This is a genomic window from Psychrobacter sp. M4 (genome assembly GCF_055699795.1).
In genome coordinates this window covers 271,788-286,587 of record NZ_CM146740.1, presented here as the reverse complement: position 1 = coordinate 286,587, position 14,800 = coordinate 271,788, and the positions used below count along the sequence as shown (strand labels likewise).

At 42.1% G+C, this 14,800-nt stretch carries 13 protein-coding genes and 4 tRNA genes; 11 read left to right on the top strand and 6 right to left on the bottom strand.

Going from position 1 to position 14,800, the window contains the following annotated elements:
- Window positions 1-184 precede the first annotated feature (184 nt).
- On the bottom strand, window positions 185-1,558 hold the full coding sequence (gene hemA / locus ACR63N_RS01220) for a glutamyl-tRNA reductase (protein WP_367105031.1): 1,374 nt from the start codon (window positions 1,556-1,558) through the stop codon (window positions 185-187).
- Window positions 1,559-2,154: 596 nt separating this feature from the next.
- Here hemA and ACR63N_RS01215 point away from each other — a divergent pair.
- The 10 genes from ACR63N_RS01215 to ACR63N_RS01170 all read left to right on the top strand — a co-directional run bounded on the left by ACR63N_RS01215 (window position 2,155) and on the right by ACR63N_RS01170 (window position 10,832).
- Window positions 2,155-4,197, top strand: coding sequence for a tetratricopeptide repeat protein (locus ACR63N_RS01215; protein WP_472782344.1), 2,043 nt, complete (start codon window positions 2,155-2,157; stop codon window positions 4,195-4,197).
- Window positions 4,198-4,305: 108 nt separating this feature from the next.
- The gene (lolB, locus tag ACR63N_RS01210) at window positions 4,306-4,941 is read left to right on the top strand and encodes a lipoprotein insertase outer membrane protein LolB (RefSeq protein ID WP_472782343.1); all 636 of its coding nucleotides are present in this window, start codon (window positions 4,306-4,308) and stop codon (window positions 4,939-4,941) included.
- A gap of 13 nt (window positions 4,942-4,954) precedes the next feature.
- Window positions 4,955-5,932 carry a 4-(cytidine 5'-diphospho)-2-C-methyl-D-erythritol kinase gene (gene ispE / locus ACR63N_RS01205; RefSeq protein ID WP_472782342.1) on the top strand — a complete coding sequence of 326 codons (978 nt, stop codon included), beginning with the start codon at window positions 4,955-4,957 and terminating at the stop codon, window positions 5,930-5,932.
- A 143-nt stretch (window positions 5,933-6,075) separates the two neighbouring features.
- Window positions 6,076-6,151: transfer RNA gene (locus ACR63N_RS01200), tRNA-Gln, on the top strand.
- 179 nt (window positions 6,152-6,330) lie between these two features.
- Window positions 6,331-6,406 (top strand) — tRNA-Gln (locus ACR63N_RS01195).
- Window positions 6,407-6,542: 136 nt separating this feature from the next.
- Entirely contained in the window at window positions 6,543-7,490 is a 948-nt protein-coding gene (locus tag ACR63N_RS01190; RefSeq protein WP_367105027.1) for a ribose-phosphate pyrophosphokinase, read from the top strand.
- Between the two features lie 190 nt (window positions 7,491-7,680).
- Window positions 7,681-8,397 carry a 50S ribosomal protein L25/general stress protein Ctc gene (locus ACR63N_RS01185; RefSeq protein WP_367105026.1) on the top strand — a complete coding sequence of 239 codons (717 nt, stop codon included), beginning with the start codon at window positions 7,681-7,683 and terminating at the stop codon, window positions 8,395-8,397.
- Window positions 8,398-8,534: 137 nt separating this feature from the next.
- Window positions 8,535-9,116 (top strand): aminoacyl-tRNA hydrolase, encoded by a 582-nt coding sequence (pth, locus tag ACR63N_RS01180; RefSeq protein WP_367107381.1) that lies wholly within the window; start codon window positions 8,535-8,537, stop codon window positions 9,114-9,116.
- Between the two features lie 109 nt (window positions 9,117-9,225).
- The gene (gene panD / locus ACR63N_RS01175; protein ID WP_367105024.1) at window positions 9,226-9,606 is read left to right on the top strand and encodes an aspartate 1-decarboxylase; all 381 of its coding nucleotides are present in this window, start codon (window positions 9,226-9,228) and stop codon (window positions 9,604-9,606) included.
- 257 nt (window positions 9,607-9,863) lie between these two features.
- Window positions 9,864-10,832 carry a calcium/sodium antiporter gene (locus ACR63N_RS01170; protein WP_367105023.1) on the top strand — a complete coding sequence of 323 codons (969 nt, stop codon included), beginning with the start codon at window positions 9,864-9,866 and terminating at the stop codon, window positions 10,830-10,832.
- Between the two features lie 25 nt (window positions 10,833-10,857).
- Here the strand turns inward: ACR63N_RS01170 and ACR63N_RS01165 are convergent, their stop codons facing one another.
- The 5 genes from ACR63N_RS01165 to proC form a co-directional block, all read right to left on the bottom strand.
- Window positions 10,858-11,502: an RDD family protein gene (locus ACR63N_RS01165; protein ID WP_367105022.1), complete on the bottom strand. Its 645-nt coding sequence runs from the start codon at window positions 11,500-11,502 to the stop codon at window positions 10,858-10,860.
- Between the two features lie 257 nt (window positions 11,503-11,759).
- Window positions 11,760-11,836, bottom strand: a tRNA-Arg gene (locus ACR63N_RS01160).
- Window positions 11,837-12,010: 174 nt separating this feature from the next.
- Window positions 12,011-12,100 (bottom strand) — tRNA-Ser (locus tag ACR63N_RS01155).
- Between the two features lie 352 nt (window positions 12,101-12,452).
- Window positions 12,453-13,022, bottom strand: a complete 570-nt coding sequence (locus ACR63N_RS01150) for a YggT family protein (protein ID WP_367105021.1) — start codon at window positions 13,020-13,022, stop codon at window positions 12,453-12,455.
- Between the two features lie 163 nt (window positions 13,023-13,185).
- Window positions 13,186-13,968, bottom strand: a complete 783-nt coding sequence (gene proC / locus ACR63N_RS01145; RefSeq protein WP_472782696.1) for a pyrroline-5-carboxylate reductase — start codon at window positions 13,966-13,968, stop codon at window positions 13,186-13,188.
- A 264-nt stretch (window positions 13,969-14,232) separates the two neighbouring features.
- Between proC and ACR63N_RS01140 the strand changes: the two genes are divergently transcribed.
- On the top strand, window positions 14,233-14,727 hold the full coding sequence (locus tag ACR63N_RS01140) for a GNAT family N-acetyltransferase (RefSeq protein ID WP_367105019.1): 495 nt from the start codon (window positions 14,233-14,235) through the stop codon (window positions 14,725-14,727).
- Window positions 14,728-14,800 lie beyond the last annotated feature (73 nt).

The window sequence follows — 14,800 nt, the reverse complement described above, 5'->3', positions numbered from 1 at the left end:
CTGCGATATAAGCACAGCACTGGTGTTGTGATATACGAAGCTACATAACGGTAGACAACGGCATAGCAATGGCTATTTGATATTAGCATCGATATTGAGGACTGGCAATGCTTTGCTGATTCAGCAAGCTATTATTTGACTGGATAAATAATCACAGGATGGATTGTAATTATCTAAATAACGTCTACTTAGTTCGATAAGCATCATTTAATCCTGATACCACAAAGTCAAGCAACTCACTATCGCCTTCACGCGCCGCTTTACGCATAAGCTTTGATGGGGCGTGGGTTAAAGTCTGAGTTAAACGCCGTGATAGCTCAGTGATGATATCTTCAGCGCAAGCATCACCCTGCTCAAGCCTTGCTATTGATTCGTGTAATAGCTTGTCAACTTGATCATAGGTACGCATACGGTACTGCTGGATATCGCGGCCAACCTGACGCACCTGAAAACGCCGCTCCATCTCAACCACCAGCTGACTGACCAGCAGCTCAGCATCTACAGCAGCCTGCCGGCGCTGCTCAAGATTGCCTGCGATAACATGCTGTAAATCATCAACAGAATACAGATATACATCATCCAAACGGCTAATAGAGGCATCGATATCACGAGGTACAGCTAGATCTATGAGTAACATAGGCTGATAGCGACGGCGCTTTAGCGCTTGTACGGTCATAGTTTTGTTAATCAATAACTCCATACTACCGCTACAACTACTGACGATGTCAGCTTCGCTCAGCACCTTTGGCAGATCTTGTAGCGTTCTAATCTCAACGCTACGTCCAGGCTGACGCAGCTCGCCAGCTAACGCTTCAGCGCGCTCGGGACTGCGATTACAGATGATAATGCGGCCAACACCTAAGCCTGCGATATGGGTAGCAACTAAGCGGTTCATCTCGCCCGCTGCTACGACAAGTAAGGTACGATTGTGCAAATCATCAAAAATCTGAGTTGCCAATTTGGCGGCTGCAAACCCAAGTGACACCGCTTGAGCACCGACTTGGGTTTCATTACGCACCCGTTTAGCAGCGGCAAATATTTGATCAACGATCCAGGTGAGCTGACTGCTTAGTGCCTGCTGTTCTTGAGAGAATTGTACCGCACGTTTAATTTGTCCCAGAATCTGCGGTTCACCCAGTATCATAGAATCAAGGCCTGCTGCCACCCGCAGCCAATGCGTGAGTGCATGGACATCTCGATGAATGTATAGATACGACTCTATCTCGGCCAAAGGCAGGCGTTTAAAATCGGCAAGCCATGATTTGATTTTATTAATATGCGCGCTCATCACTGCCGCTGTAATACCAACTCTGCCCGTACTACTGTCAGTATTTTTGGTATCAGTAGTCATTTTGGTATTAGCCGGCAACGTACTATAGCTTTGCGGTACTAGAGCATAAATCTCGGTACGATTACAGGTTGAGACAATTACACTGCCGTCGGTAAAGCGTTTTAGTTGCGTATGAGCAGCTGTCAAATCGTCACTACCAAACGCCAGGCGCTCACGCAAAGCAACTGGTGCGGTTTTGTGATTAACCCCAATGACCACTAATCTCATTATTGATATACCATAAATATAACGCTTGCCAATTGATTACACCCTAATAGATACCAAAGCAAATCTGGCATCCAAATGAGTAAAATTCAGCTTTTTGCGGTTGCCACCAAATTGTGTATCAACCGTCAATATTGGTACGTTATTAGTTTGAATAGGTTATACAGCGCATACTACAAATACAAAAGCGCTCATTATAACATCGTTGAGCGCTTTATTTAACATCCGCCCTAGTATGATTGCTACCTGACTGTATTTGGGCATACCAGCGACAAATCAACCACAATCCTTGCTATCAGTATTCAGCAGTCAAATAAACACACAACTTGCCATATATAGTTAAAAATCCTCTTATTATAAATTAGTCATAACGAACAATATGTTATTATTAAGCTACTCTATTTTGAAATCTATATAAAGAATTCAAACAACAGCTATCCTGTTGTAATAAGATCTATAGCGCTACTATAGTCATTATCTACTGAATATTAGTAGAATAATCAGTAACAGGATTACTATTGTTCGCTAATATCGTTATTTGTTAATATTATTTGCTTTTATAATAAACTGTTTTTACTTACTGATGAATGCTGCTGTCTATGATTTCTCTTGGGTTGTTGTCTCAATCAAAACCTGCGCTGCAATTTATTTATGATCATTGTTTTAAGAATCAGACCTTAACTAGTGTCATTACGAATCGTTTGCGCCGGTACCAAAAGCTAACGCTATCGTTGGTGACTTGCCTGTGTCTTAGCAGCTCTGTTCATGCCTCAATTTTTGATATTCCCTCATCACTATTCGCCGCTGAGTCTGCTCCGGTAGAGACAAGCGCTAGTAATACTGATCATACAGATATCAACGTTGATAAATTGAGCGGCGCAGCTGTTATTGGCCCTATTATTGGCACTGGGATTAGCACTACGGCTACTGATGATAGAACCTATACTCAGTCAGCATCGCCAGCGTTTAATATTCATGATACTGATGATTTTATCAATACTAATACATTGCCTTCGGCGACAGTGCTACAGCCAAAACCTAATGAATCCTTAAATGAACCCAGCTTATATGCCCTGCTAGATGCTGAATTTGCCGCTGATCGCGATGATATTGGGCGCGCCTTAGCGCTTTACAAACAGCAATCCTTTAAAGAAGATGCTACAGCTGTGTTCGAGCGTGCCTTGACGCTATCCTTACGTTATGACGATGTAATATCCTCGCTACAATTTGCTAAAAAATGGCAGGATCAAAATCCTGATCATGTGCCTGCTTGGTTTTACGTAGCACATTTGGCTCTCAAAGCTCACGACTATAAGCTGGCAAGCCAAACCTTAAACCGTATTCTGCGTTATGATCCGCGTACTGATTTAAGTGAGATCTTGATCGGGATCTACCCCACCACAGATAGCGATCAACGTGAGCTGCTAGCAGCTTTGCAGCCAATCAATAGCGAACAAAACGCTTCTTTGTCAGTATTAAAAGCCGGCCTACTTTATCAGTTTAATGAATCAGAAGCGGCGCTTATTCATATTAATCGCGCTTTGATGCGTCAACCGGACTACGTACCATTTATTACCTTAAAAGCAGATATTTTACGCAAAATTGAACCTGCTGTGACAGTCACAAACTATATTAGCCAAGCGCGCTTGCGTATCCCGAATAATAAGAGCTTATATCTTTATGAGATTCGCTACTTGTTAGACCTTAAACAAAGCGAGCAGGCGTGGCAATTGTTACTGACAGCAAACGATCGTTTTCCAGATGATGCTGAGATCACTTTATTAGCAGCCTTAGTCAGCTTGGATATTGAAGAGTATCGTAGCGCTGACAAATTACTCAACATGCTAGCAAAAAGCCCTACCTATCTAGATCAAGCTTACTATTATTTAGGGATTAGTGCCGAACGTCAGCAGCGTTTCGAGCAAGCAAAATACTACCTAAACGGCGTCATGCAAGAAGACTTAGTACTGGCTGCGCGCAAAAAAGTTGTCGATCTTGAACTCTTAAATGGTAATGTTGATGCCGCTATTGCGACGCTTGAAAAACTACGTCAGCAATTTGAAGTGTTTGCGCCCGAAACCTATGTTATGCAAGCCGATATTTTATGGCAGCACGATGAGGCGGATGCTGCGTTACAACTATTGACGCGCGCCAGTCGTCAATATCCTAGCAATGAGATCATACTCTTTGCCCGTGCTCAACTGCTAGACGATGTCAACGACTATATCGTCAAACGTGCCCTCCTTAATCATTTGCAAACGTTGGATCCTAACAATTTGTCCTACCAGCTCAGTTACGCCCAGCTTTTGCTCGCTCACGATCAAAAATCTGAGAAGGGATTGGAGCTGGCGCAAGCGCTTATCGAGATTCGCTACGATGACCCGCGTTATGATAATGAGCTCCATCTACAAGCATTGAATGTCTTAGCAAACAATGCTCTGGTGAATAAAAAATACGCTCAAGTTATTGATTATCTGCAGACTCCATACGATGTACTACCTACTCTGCGTTCGGGGGTGCTTTTACTGCGAGCTTATCAAGGTCTTGGCAAGAACGACAAAGTTGATGAGCTTTTAGAAGATCTGCAGCAGCGCTTTTCGTTCGGGCAACAAAACGTTAATGATCGCGTGCAGCTTTATTAACTTTTATATACTACCTGATGCTTTATCAGCTCGTATAAAGCCAACAAAAATTTAAACTCAGGCAACAACTATAGCTTAAGCTGCCTTTTTCAATATCGAGGAAACATCATGTTAGCGCGCTTATCATCACTACCTGTAAGTCACCATAAATCAATTAAGCTGCCTGCTTTTGCTACGCTTGTAGCAGCCCTATTAATAACCTCCGGTTGTCAGTCACTACAAAGTGCGCAGACAACAACCAGTGCCACGCCTGTGGTGCAAGCTCAGAAACTCGATAATTTCAGTATCACTGGTAAAATTGGCGTCACTACACCTGCCAATAGTACGACCAATACTAGTGCTCAGGGCGGCAGTGCATTTTATGCTTGGCAACAAGAAGGTGAGCGTTTCGCCATTGAGCTGATTGGGGCTTTAGGTATTGGCAAAACCAATATCGAATATGATGGCCAGACTGCTACTTTAGTTAGTGAAAAAACAGGCACGCTGACTGCCGACAATCCTGAAACCTTACTGCAAAAAGCGACAGGCTGGCAAGCGCCTATCTCACAGATGCCGTATTGGATATCTGGTCGTCCCGCCCCTTCTGATAGCGCGCCACAGCTAGACAGCGCCGGACGCTTAATCAGCTCAGTCAATGGTCAATGGACCGCTAGTTTTACCTACAAAGGCGCGGATAAGTTGCCCAGCAAAATAAGCGCGGTGCAGCCTACAGGCGAAAAAGTAGTGATGACCATCAATCATTAAAAATAGCCTAACTATGACGCTAGAAAAAACCAACGCTGATTCAGTCATTACTTGCTTGTCACCTGCAAAAATTAATTTATTTTTGCATATTACTGGCAGACGTGAGGATGGCTATCACAATCTACAAACGGTGTTTCGCTTGGTGAATTGGGGCGATGATCTGCACTTTTTGCCGTTAGAGATGATCGAGACTAGTCAAATAACACCAGTAAATAGTGATAATAAGCTGCAAGCCACTAAGCTATGTAAAGACCTGCTAACGCTTACGGGAACGGATAATATTACTGATAGTATCGAAGATAATTTAATCTTTAAAGCGGCAAAATCGCTACTAATCTACGCTATTGATACGAAAAAACTGCCTGAACATTTACCACAAGTTAGCATTACTCTAGATAAACGCTTGCCCATGGGCGCAGGTTTAGGCGGCGGCTCCTCCAATGCGGCAACCACTTTACTTACTTTAAATAAGATCTGGCAATTTAATCTAAGCCAAGAAGGATTAATAAGAATCGCGACCACTATTGGCGCTGATGTGCCAATATTTATCTTTGGTGAGGACGCTATCGCGATGGGTATTGGCGAGCAGCTAATCCCTATTGACTTGCCCGACCAGCACTATTTATTGCTAACGCCTGATGCCCATATTAGTACTGCTAAACTATTCGCGTATCCCAGATTGCGCCGTGATATCGAACTACTATCAGTTAAGACCATTCAAAATCAATCCGATAATTACACACAAAATTTAGTTGCGCCTTATCACAACGTATTTACGCCCATAGTGATAAGCCTCGCCCCTGCCGTCGCTGAGGCTCTAGAGTATTTGCAAAGTTTGGAGTCTCAAGCTTTGGGCACAGCAAGAATGACAGGGTCAGGTAGCACAGTATTTTTGCCTTTGGATGACAGTCTAGTTTCTAATAAAGCGCTTTTGGAGAGGTGGATTGCTAATGCACCTTGCTCTGCCCATATTATCAATAATTACTCTTAGCATGGTTACTCTTAATAAGGTTATGCTTAGTCCTATTAATTTGCTAAAATGATGCCAACCTTGTTTCATTATGAATAAAAGCAAGAAAAGAGCGCAAATACCTTGCAAAATATAAATATTTATTTATAATAGGTCGCCACAATAGGGGTATAGCCAAGTTGGTAAGGCATCAGGTTTTGATCCTGACATCCGTTGGTTCGAGTCCAGCTACCCCTGCCATTTTTAGTTTGAATTGTTTAGTAGTTACTAATAGAGCTTATAAGCAATTGACAACACCCTTCCGATTTCGGTATAGTTCGCAACGAACACTACTGGGAAACGTAGTTGATTTTCCAGTGACAGCTTATTTAATTATAAGTTAGTACAGTTATAGCTTTATGAAATAGCTTGCACATTACAGGGGTATAGCCAAGTTGGTAAGGCATCAGGTTTTGATCCTGACATCCGTTGGTTCGAGTCCAGCTACCCCTGCCATTTTCTACTATAGTGGTTTTATAAAACTATTTCACAAAATATTATCTATCAATAACTTTTACCACACTTTTCTTAATTTGAGCAGTTAGCTACTGCTTAGCGGTCGCTGCTTGAGTCAATTAATAGGACTTTAGTCATGCCTTATTTGGCAATCTTTACGGGTAATGCCCACCCAGAACTTGCGAAAACCGTAGCCGATCACCTGCATATTCCTCTTGGTAAAGCTGACATCACGCGTTTCTCTGATGGCGAGATTGCTGTTGAGATCAAGGAGCACGTGCGCGGAAAAGACGTGTTTATTATGCAGCCTACTTGCGCGCCGACCAATGATAATTTGATGGAAATCATGATGATGGCTGATGCCTTGCGCCGCTCAAGCGCTGGTCGTATCACGGCAGTCATACCTTATTTTGGTTATGCTCGCCAAGACCGTCGTCCTCGCTCCGCTCGTGTTCCTATCTCTGCAAAAGTCGTCGCTGATATGCTCAACATTGTTAGTATTGATCGCGTCATGACGGTTGATTTACACTCAGATCAGATTCAAGGTTTCTTCTCTATTCCCGTAGATAATATCTATGGCACGCCGGTACTCTTAAAAGACTTGATCAAACAAGACTATGACGACATTATCATAGTCTCACCTGATGTCGGCGGTGTGGTTCGTGCCCGCGCTATGGCAAAGCAGTTGGGTGATACTGATCTTGCCATTATCGATAAACGTCGTCCCAGTCCTAACGAGTCACAAGTGATGAATATCATCGGTGATGTACGTGATCGAGACTGCGTGATCGTTGATGATATGGTCGATACCGCAGGTACGCTGTGTCAAGCTGCATTAGCGCTCAAAGAAAATGGCGCCCGCCGTGTTCTAGCGTACATTACCCATCCGGTGCTCTCAGGTAAAGCGCTTAAAAATATTAGCGAATCGGAGTTGGATGAAGTGGTGGTCACTGATACGATTCCGTTATCTGAGGCTGCTAAAGGCTGTAGTAAGATTCGTCAAGTTTCTATCGCACCAATGCTGGCTGAGAGCCTACGCCGTATTAATAACGAAGAGTCTATTAGCGCCATGTTTGACGCGTAAACCTTTATTATTGCTACAAAACCGCGTATAATGCGCGCCTGTGCCTGCCCTTTGTCTCGAATCTATCATTTATTCAATAGATTTGATGGACGAGGTGGGCACTATCACGAGTGTCGATAACCTAGTAATGGACTGGTCGCAAGCTCATTATTGGCAGATACTTCATTTATTTTATAATAGGATTATATCCATGGCTATTGATCATTTTGCAATTAACGCAGTTGACAGATCTAGCGAGCAGCAAGGTAAAGGTGCGAGCCGCCGCCTACGTAAGCAGAATCTAGTTCCTGCTATCATTTACGGCGGTAATGAGGAGCCAACGGCTATCTCTATCAAACTTAACGAGATGGTAAAGTCGCTCGAATATGAAGCGTTCTTCTCGCAGATTTTGACCATTACTACCGATAAAGGCGATGAGCACCAAGTCGTTATCAAAGACTTACAGCGTCATCCTGCCAAAGGCTTTCCAATGCATGCTGACTTTCAGCGCATTGTAAGAGGTCAAAAAATTCACATGAACATCCCAGTACATTTTTCAGGTCGCGAAGAAGCGCCTGGTACTAAAGAGGGTGGTATTTTATCAACACTAGTATCTGACGTTGAAATCGTTGCTCTACCATCACAGCTGCCTGAATATTTAGAAATAGATGTCTCTGGTATGGAAATTGGTGATCTGTTCCGTCTATCAGATATCAAACTTCCTGAAGGTGTTATCATCTATGAGCTTGACCTAGAAGATGCACACGATCGCACGATCGTCAACATGTTGCCACCGACGGTTGAAGAAGTAGATGAAGTTGAAGAAGATGAAGTGGATGCGGATGAAGTACCAGCCACTGAACAAAGCGATAAAGCTACTGGCGACGCTGATAGTGAAGATGACGAAGATAAAGACAGCGAAGAATAAGTATTAGGTTAAGAGTCTAGAGTAGTAAAAAACAGCAGGTGATTAAGGTCTCCTGCTGTTTTTGTCATTACGGTTTAAAACCACACTTTTGTAGCTCCACAATAAAGATGACTTAGTAAATTTGAGCAGAGTATTTTATGGCTATAAAGCTTATCGTCGGCCTTGGCAATCCGGGTCAACAGTATATGTTTACGCGCCACAATGCTGGGTTTTGGTTTGTACAGCATTTAGCGCAGCAGTTTAATATTGAGCTGACTCCTGATAAAAAATTCCATGGGGTCACTGGACGTGGCCAGATTCACGGGTCTGATGTGCGTTTATTACTGCCTTTGACCTTTATGAATAAGTCTGGTCAATCAGTAGTACCGATGGTCAATTTTTATAATATTGCTAACGATGAGCTGCTGATAGCCCATGATGAGCTTGATATACCAGCTGGCAGTATTAAGCTCAAAACTGGCGGCGGTCATGGGGGTCACAATGGTCTACGAGATATCACTCCGCATATTGGTAATGATTTTCATCGTTTACGCGTCGGTATTGGTCATCCTGGTCACAAGTCAAAAGTCACCGGCCATGTGCTATCAAAAGCCGCTCCTGATGAACAAATCGCTATCGATAGTGCCCTGACTGCTGCTTTTGAGGCATTGCCACTATTATTAAATGGTGATATTGAACGGGCGCGTTCGCAGATCAATAGCTTCAAACTACCTGATTAGTCTTATAAATAGTATAAAATGTGCTTTTAATTCAACAGCCTCATCCCCATTAAACTTTTGATTTAATCTATTAATACTATTTAATTTATTAGTACCGAGGAAGCAATCTATGCTACTTAATATGCTTAAATGCAAGTTACACCGTGCACGCGTCACCCATGCTGAGCTTCATTATGAAGGCTCTTGTGGCATTGATGGTGATTTATTGGATCTTGCAGGTTTACATGAAAACGAATCCATCGATATCTATAACGTTACTAATGGCAAACGTTTTCGTACCTACGCTATTCGTGCAGAAGCAGGCTCTGGTATTATCTCCTTAAATGGTGCAGCCGCTCATATGGCAGATTTGGGTGATATCGTAATCATTTGCGCTTATGCTCATTTTGATGAAGTGGAAGCGGCAACCTATCAGCCCAAACTCGTCTACTGCAATGAAGATAATACGGTTAAAGACACCGCTAATATAATTCCGGTACAAGTTGCTTAATAGCTAAGTTGCTTAACGATACAGGGACTTGTAATTTAGCCAGTATTTATTCATTTTACCAAAACGGCAATATTTCTGGTTTAGTAAAATGAGATATATATTGAAAGTGATATAGTTTTTCCAATTATAATCTTAAACCTATGCTAATATAAAAGCTGGATCATTATTTTGATTCAGCTTTTTTTGTGTCCGCTAATTGTATTAAAACTACTCTATGACACAAGGGTTCTTTAACTTTTTAATAGGAAATAAAACTCATGTGGTTGGCAGTCATTGCAGTACTGATTGGACTTGCAATTTTAGTTTGGAGTGCCGATGTCTTTATTGACGGCGCTGTCGTTTTAGCAAATAAGCTTAAAGTTCCAAGCTTTTTGATTGGTGTCGTAATTTTAGGGTTAGGAACCTCAGCACCAGAGATGGTGGTATCGGTATTAGCGGCATTGGAAGGTAGCCCTGAGCTGGCATTAGGCAATGCTTATGGCTCCAACATTATCAATATCGCTTTGGTCTTGGGAGCGACCGTACTGATCAGCCCTATTATTATTCGCAAAAGTATTATCAATCGCGATATGCCTTTGTTACTATTGGTGACTGTAGTTGCCGCATGGCAACTAAGCGATGGCGTCTTAAGCAGTACTGACGGTATTATTCTAATCATTTTATTAGTCGCTGTACTAGGTATGCAGATCGTATTGAGTTTACGTGAGGGCAATCATGAACACGAAGATGACCCCATAATAGCAAGTGCAGATGAGACGAGCGCTATCCGCGGCTTAGGTGGTCTATTCCTAGGTTTGCTGGTACTGATACTAAGCTCGCGTGCCATCGTCTGGGGCGCAGTTGAGCTAGCAACATTTTGGGGTTTAAGTGAGTTGATTATCGGTCTCACTATCGTCGCTGTAGGTACGTCATTACCTGAGCTAGTAGCCAGTCTGTCAGCGGCGCGTAAGGGTGAGCACGATATGGCTTTAGGAAATATTATCGGCTCAAATATATTTAATACGCTGGCCGTAGTCGGATTCGCCGCGCTCATTGCTCCTATTACGCCTAATGCAATTATTCTATCACGTGATATATTAGCAATGGGTCTGTTAACATTATTGCTATTTGCAATGTGTTTGTTTGCCTTCAAAACCAAGCGCCAATTTGGCCGCTTATCAGGCGCGACTTTGGTGCTATTTTTCGTCGGTTATACGGTAGGGTTGATACAGACGGCTAGCTTGTAGCTAAGTACGCTACTATTTACACCCCTTACTGCTTGTTTTGTTTGCGATTTTTGAAGCCTTTCCATAGTCCTTCATGTTCTTGTTTAGGCATCTTTAGGGTAATGGTATTTGAGATCATATCTTGCACCGCTAAACCGCGACGATTGAAGATACAAAATGCATAGTTAAACATTAAGCCTAAAAACGCGCTGGTCAGTACCACAGCGCGTGAGCCACCGATCAAGCTACCAATAACGCCAAAGAGTAACGGCATCAAACAAGCCGCTAAGATACGTTTAAACGATTGTCCCCAGCTTAATAAATGACCTACATTATTGACGGTTTTAAGTCGCCACGTTTGCATACCCAAGGTTTGACCACCGCGTCGCCAAAATAAACCATAGAACCCCACTAGCGTTAGAATAAAAGAGGGCGTCATAATTAGGTTTTGATACCAGGTCGGTAGCGACTGCGCCTGTGCTGAATCAGTACCGGTTTGCATGGTCAATAGCGTACCAATTACGGTCAGCACTGTCCCGACCAAAAACAATAAAGCCAAGATTAGCATACCATCGTAGACAATGGCGACGAGCCGAGTACTTGGTTTAGCGATGGTTGGCTGTTCGGTTGCAGGTATAGGTAGCGGCGATGCTTTACGCTGTGTTTTTGCTTTAGCAGGCGCTTTTGACATGTTTTTCGGCCTTATTCAAAGTCATAATAAGCACAGGCTATTTGTTAGCTGATTCTATCGATTGCTTATTAGTTGAACCTTGTATTGTACCGTAATTATAGGCTCAATCGTAGAGTAACTATACATACGATATGAATATAAGAAATAGCAAAGATTTAGATATAGTCATGAAAATGCAAAAACAATCAGACATAAAAAAATCGCCAAAGTGTCATCAGACAGGCGATTGATTTAAATTTGGCTAGCTATTATGCAAATGGTGCGCCTGGAGAGATTCGAACTCCCGACCCCTTAGTTCGTAGCCAAGTGCTCTATCCAACTGAGCTACAGGCGCTTATTTTGCATATCATCTACTGCTTTTTAAACCTCATTTACAGTAAATTAGGTTGGCTATTATATAGATAATCTAGCTGGTGTCAATACATTTAAAAACTTATAATAAAACAATTTTCATTTTAAGGTATTAAATATAATACAGTACTATAAATCTAAAAATAAACCGAATAAATGGCGGTGAAGGAGGGATTCGAACCCTCGATACGCTTACACGTATGGTTCCTTAGCAGGGAACTGGTTTCAGCCACTCACCCACTTCACCGAACGAGATAAGACTCTTTGTATTATAAGTATTCATAAAAATATTTATAATCTAAAGAACAGTATTGATGCTAACAATACGTCCTAGCCGTGGGCGAGTATTATAACAAAGACATAACGAATTGCAAGCGTTGTACTCGTTTTTTCATCATACTTTTCATACTTTCGTCATAATATGGCATCTATATAATAATCGAGCCCATGCAAATACTCATTTAAACCTTTTAACCCAACCTTTTAACATAGAAAGTTGCGGACAAGACAGTAGTCGATATAGACTTGTATAAAAAAAGACGCGCTATAAAAATAGGCGTCTTTTTTGTAGTTCACTAGCTAGCTATAATTTAATCAGCCTAGCCTAGCATAGGCATAAAGCTTGCTGCCAAACCGCCGATAAAAATCTCGATCAGATAGAAGGCAAAAAAGGCCACGAGTGGAGATAGATCTAGCATTCCTAAATTGGGCGTGATACGGCGAAATGGTGCCAAAATTGGCTCAGCTAAGCGCATAATAATACCGATGATAGGATGCATAGAATTGGTAAAGACCACAATCCAGCTGACGATAATTGAGCCAATAACTAGGTAGCGACACATACGCAAGAAGTCTAGCACTAAACTGATTGAACCGGTAAAAAATAGCGGTACAGGAGCGATACCCTGATTAGTTAATGCCGCCTTACCTGAGATATCCACTAGCCGAATAAGAAACATCAGCACAATAGCAGCAATACTAATACGACCCTGCGCCACGGTTGGAAAAATACGTCCAAAGACATCGACAATATGTGTCGCTTTATAAGCTGGGCTTACCATAGGGTCGCTAGCATCCATCCCTGCAAATTGCAGCATAAAGCGTATAAACACTAGCAACATGGCAAAGGTGGTGACCAAATCAAAAATTTGCAATAACATATTATTCATGAAGAGTTACTCAATGTACCTGTATTGGTAAATGCTTGTATTAGTAAATGCCGGATTGATAAATGCTAAATGCATGGAGGATAACCTAATTGATATTGGGCAAATAAACGACAATACAATTACTTTACTATCTATTAGTTAGATCAGTAGCGTTACCCATGTTTTATTTCATCTCTTCGCTAAGCGCTTGGCTACGATCATAACACGCTTGCATAGCCTCGCCGATTTGACGAGCGATCTCATTGTGCTGCATAGACTCAATCGCCGCTTGCGTAGTACCGTTTGGTGACATCACTTTACGGCGCAGCTCGCTTGGACTATCTTCACTGTCGATGGTCATTTGTGCCGCTCCTAACACGGTTTGCATGGCAAGTGCTGAGGCCTGCTCTTTATCTAGCCCTAACGCTATAGCGCCATCAATCATCGACTCGATAAAGTAAAACACATACGCAGGCGCGGAGCCAGCTACCGCAGTGACCGCATGCATCTGCTGCTCAAAATCTACCCACATTGCCAGACCGGACGCTGCCATCAGTGCCTCAGCAAGCTGCTTTTGGGTATCAGTGATGTTAGCAGTAGCATATAGACCAGTAGCGCCCATCTGAATAGTTGCTGGAGTGTTAGGCATTGCACGTACGATATGACGATAGCCGCCAAGCATGTCAGATAAAACCTCAGTCGATAAGCCAGCAGCAACCGAGATCACTAATTGCTCATCTAAGGCATCAGCAAAGGCGCTAACGACCTTTTTCATCACCTGTGGTTTGACAGCCAGTACTACAATATCAGCACCAGTAATGGCCGCTTTTGGCTCTGTTTTGGCGTCAACGGTATGCATGTGCTGATCAGCAAAGCGTTGACGCGTCTCCATGCTAGGTGCTGAAACGGTAATCATCTCAGGCTTAACACCGCAAGCAAGCAGGCCACTTATCAAGGCTTGCGCCATGTTGCCGCCACCAATAAAGCTGATTTTTTTGTCATGCAGCTTATCGTTACTTAGCTTGTCATTATTTGATTTTTCGTTATTTAAAGATGATACGGACATAGCGGTCTCCTACTAATATGGTACCAAGCTGACAAAGTCTAAAAATAGCATAAATAGTCTTGAACAAACTATAGTTGAGCATAATAATATTTAAATGACGCCTAGTTTAGCATACTGCTATTATTGCCGTTTGATAAATTAAAAATGATAACTGCGGAGCAAGAGATGTTTTTTGTGCGTAAGGCCAGTTCACATGATTATTTGGATATTGCTAACATTCATTTTACAAGCTGGCATGCTGCTTATGCAGATATTTTGCCTGCATCGTATGTACAACAGAAAAATGATTTGTCAGAAAAGATAATTATGTGGCAGAAGCTTTTATCCCATCCTAATGTAATGATTTGGATAGCTTATGATGACAATCATAATAACTTAGGGTTTATTGGATATTTTGCGACCGCTGATAACTATGAAATCACGACCTTGTATGTTTTACCTGAGTATCATAGTTTAGGTATAGGTACGGCGCTGATAGATGTTTCATTACAATACCTATTGAATACCAACGCCAACGCCCACTTTTATCTATGGGTGCTTAAAACCAATCTAAATGCTATCAACTTTTATGAGAAACTTGGCTTTGTAGCTAATGGAGAAAACAGTGAAGAGCTATACGAAAGCACTAGGATAATAGACATTAAAATGGTGAAAAATTAATAGCTTACTTGTATATTTGAATCACTATAAAACTGATACAGTGCTACTGGTAATGTTAGCGTATCGATTTTAT

Bases quoted from the DNA above. Each gene is read 5' to 3' on its own strand.
- pth (WP_367107381.1), top strand. From the start codon at position 8,535: ATGGCTATAAAGCTTATCGTCGGCCTTGGCAATCCGGGTCAACAGTAT.
- ACR63N_RS01185 (WP_367105026.1), top strand. From the start codon at position 7,681: ATGGCTATTGATCATTTTGCAATTAACGCAGTTGACAGATCTAGCGAG.
- ACR63N_RS01190 (WP_367105027.1), top strand. From the start codon at position 6,543: ATGCCTTATTTGGCAATCTTTACGGGTAATGCCCACCCAGAACTTGCG.
- proC (WP_472782696.1), bottom strand. From the start codon at position 13,968: ATGGCGCAAGCCTTGATAAGTGGCCTGCTTGCTTGCGGTGTTAAGCCT.
- ACR63N_RS01215 (WP_472782344.1), top strand. From the start codon at position 2,155: ATGATTTCTCTTGGGTTGTTGTCTCAATCAAAACCTGCGCTGCAATTT.
- panD (WP_367105024.1), top strand. From the start codon at position 9,226: ATGCTACTTAATATGCTTAAATGCAAGTTACACCGTGCACGCGTCACC.
- ispE (WP_472782342.1), top strand. From the start codon at position 4,955: ATGACGCTAGAAAAAACCAACGCTGATTCAGTCATTACTTGCTTGTCA.
- ACR63N_RS01165 (WP_367105022.1), bottom strand. From the start codon at position 11,502: ATGTCAAAAGCGCCTGCTAAAGCAAAAACACAGCGTAAAGCATCGCCG.
- lolB (WP_472782343.1), top strand. From the start codon at position 4,306: ATGTTAGCGCGCTTATCATCACTACCTGTAAGTCACCATAAATCAATT.
- hemA (WP_367105031.1), bottom strand. From the start codon at position 1,558: ATGAGATTAGTGGTCATTGGGGTTAATCACAAAACCGCACCAGTTGCT.
- ACR63N_RS01150 (WP_367105021.1), bottom strand. From the start codon at position 13,022: ATGAATAATATGTTATTGCAAATTTTTGATTTGGTCACCACCTTTGCC.
- ACR63N_RS01140 (WP_367105019.1), top strand. From the start codon at position 14,233: ATGTTTTTTGTGCGTAAGGCCAGTTCACATGATTATTTGGATATTGCT.
- ACR63N_RS01170 (WP_367105023.1), top strand. From the start codon at position 9,864: ATGTGGTTGGCAGTCATTGCAGTACTGATTGGACTTGCAATTTTAGTT.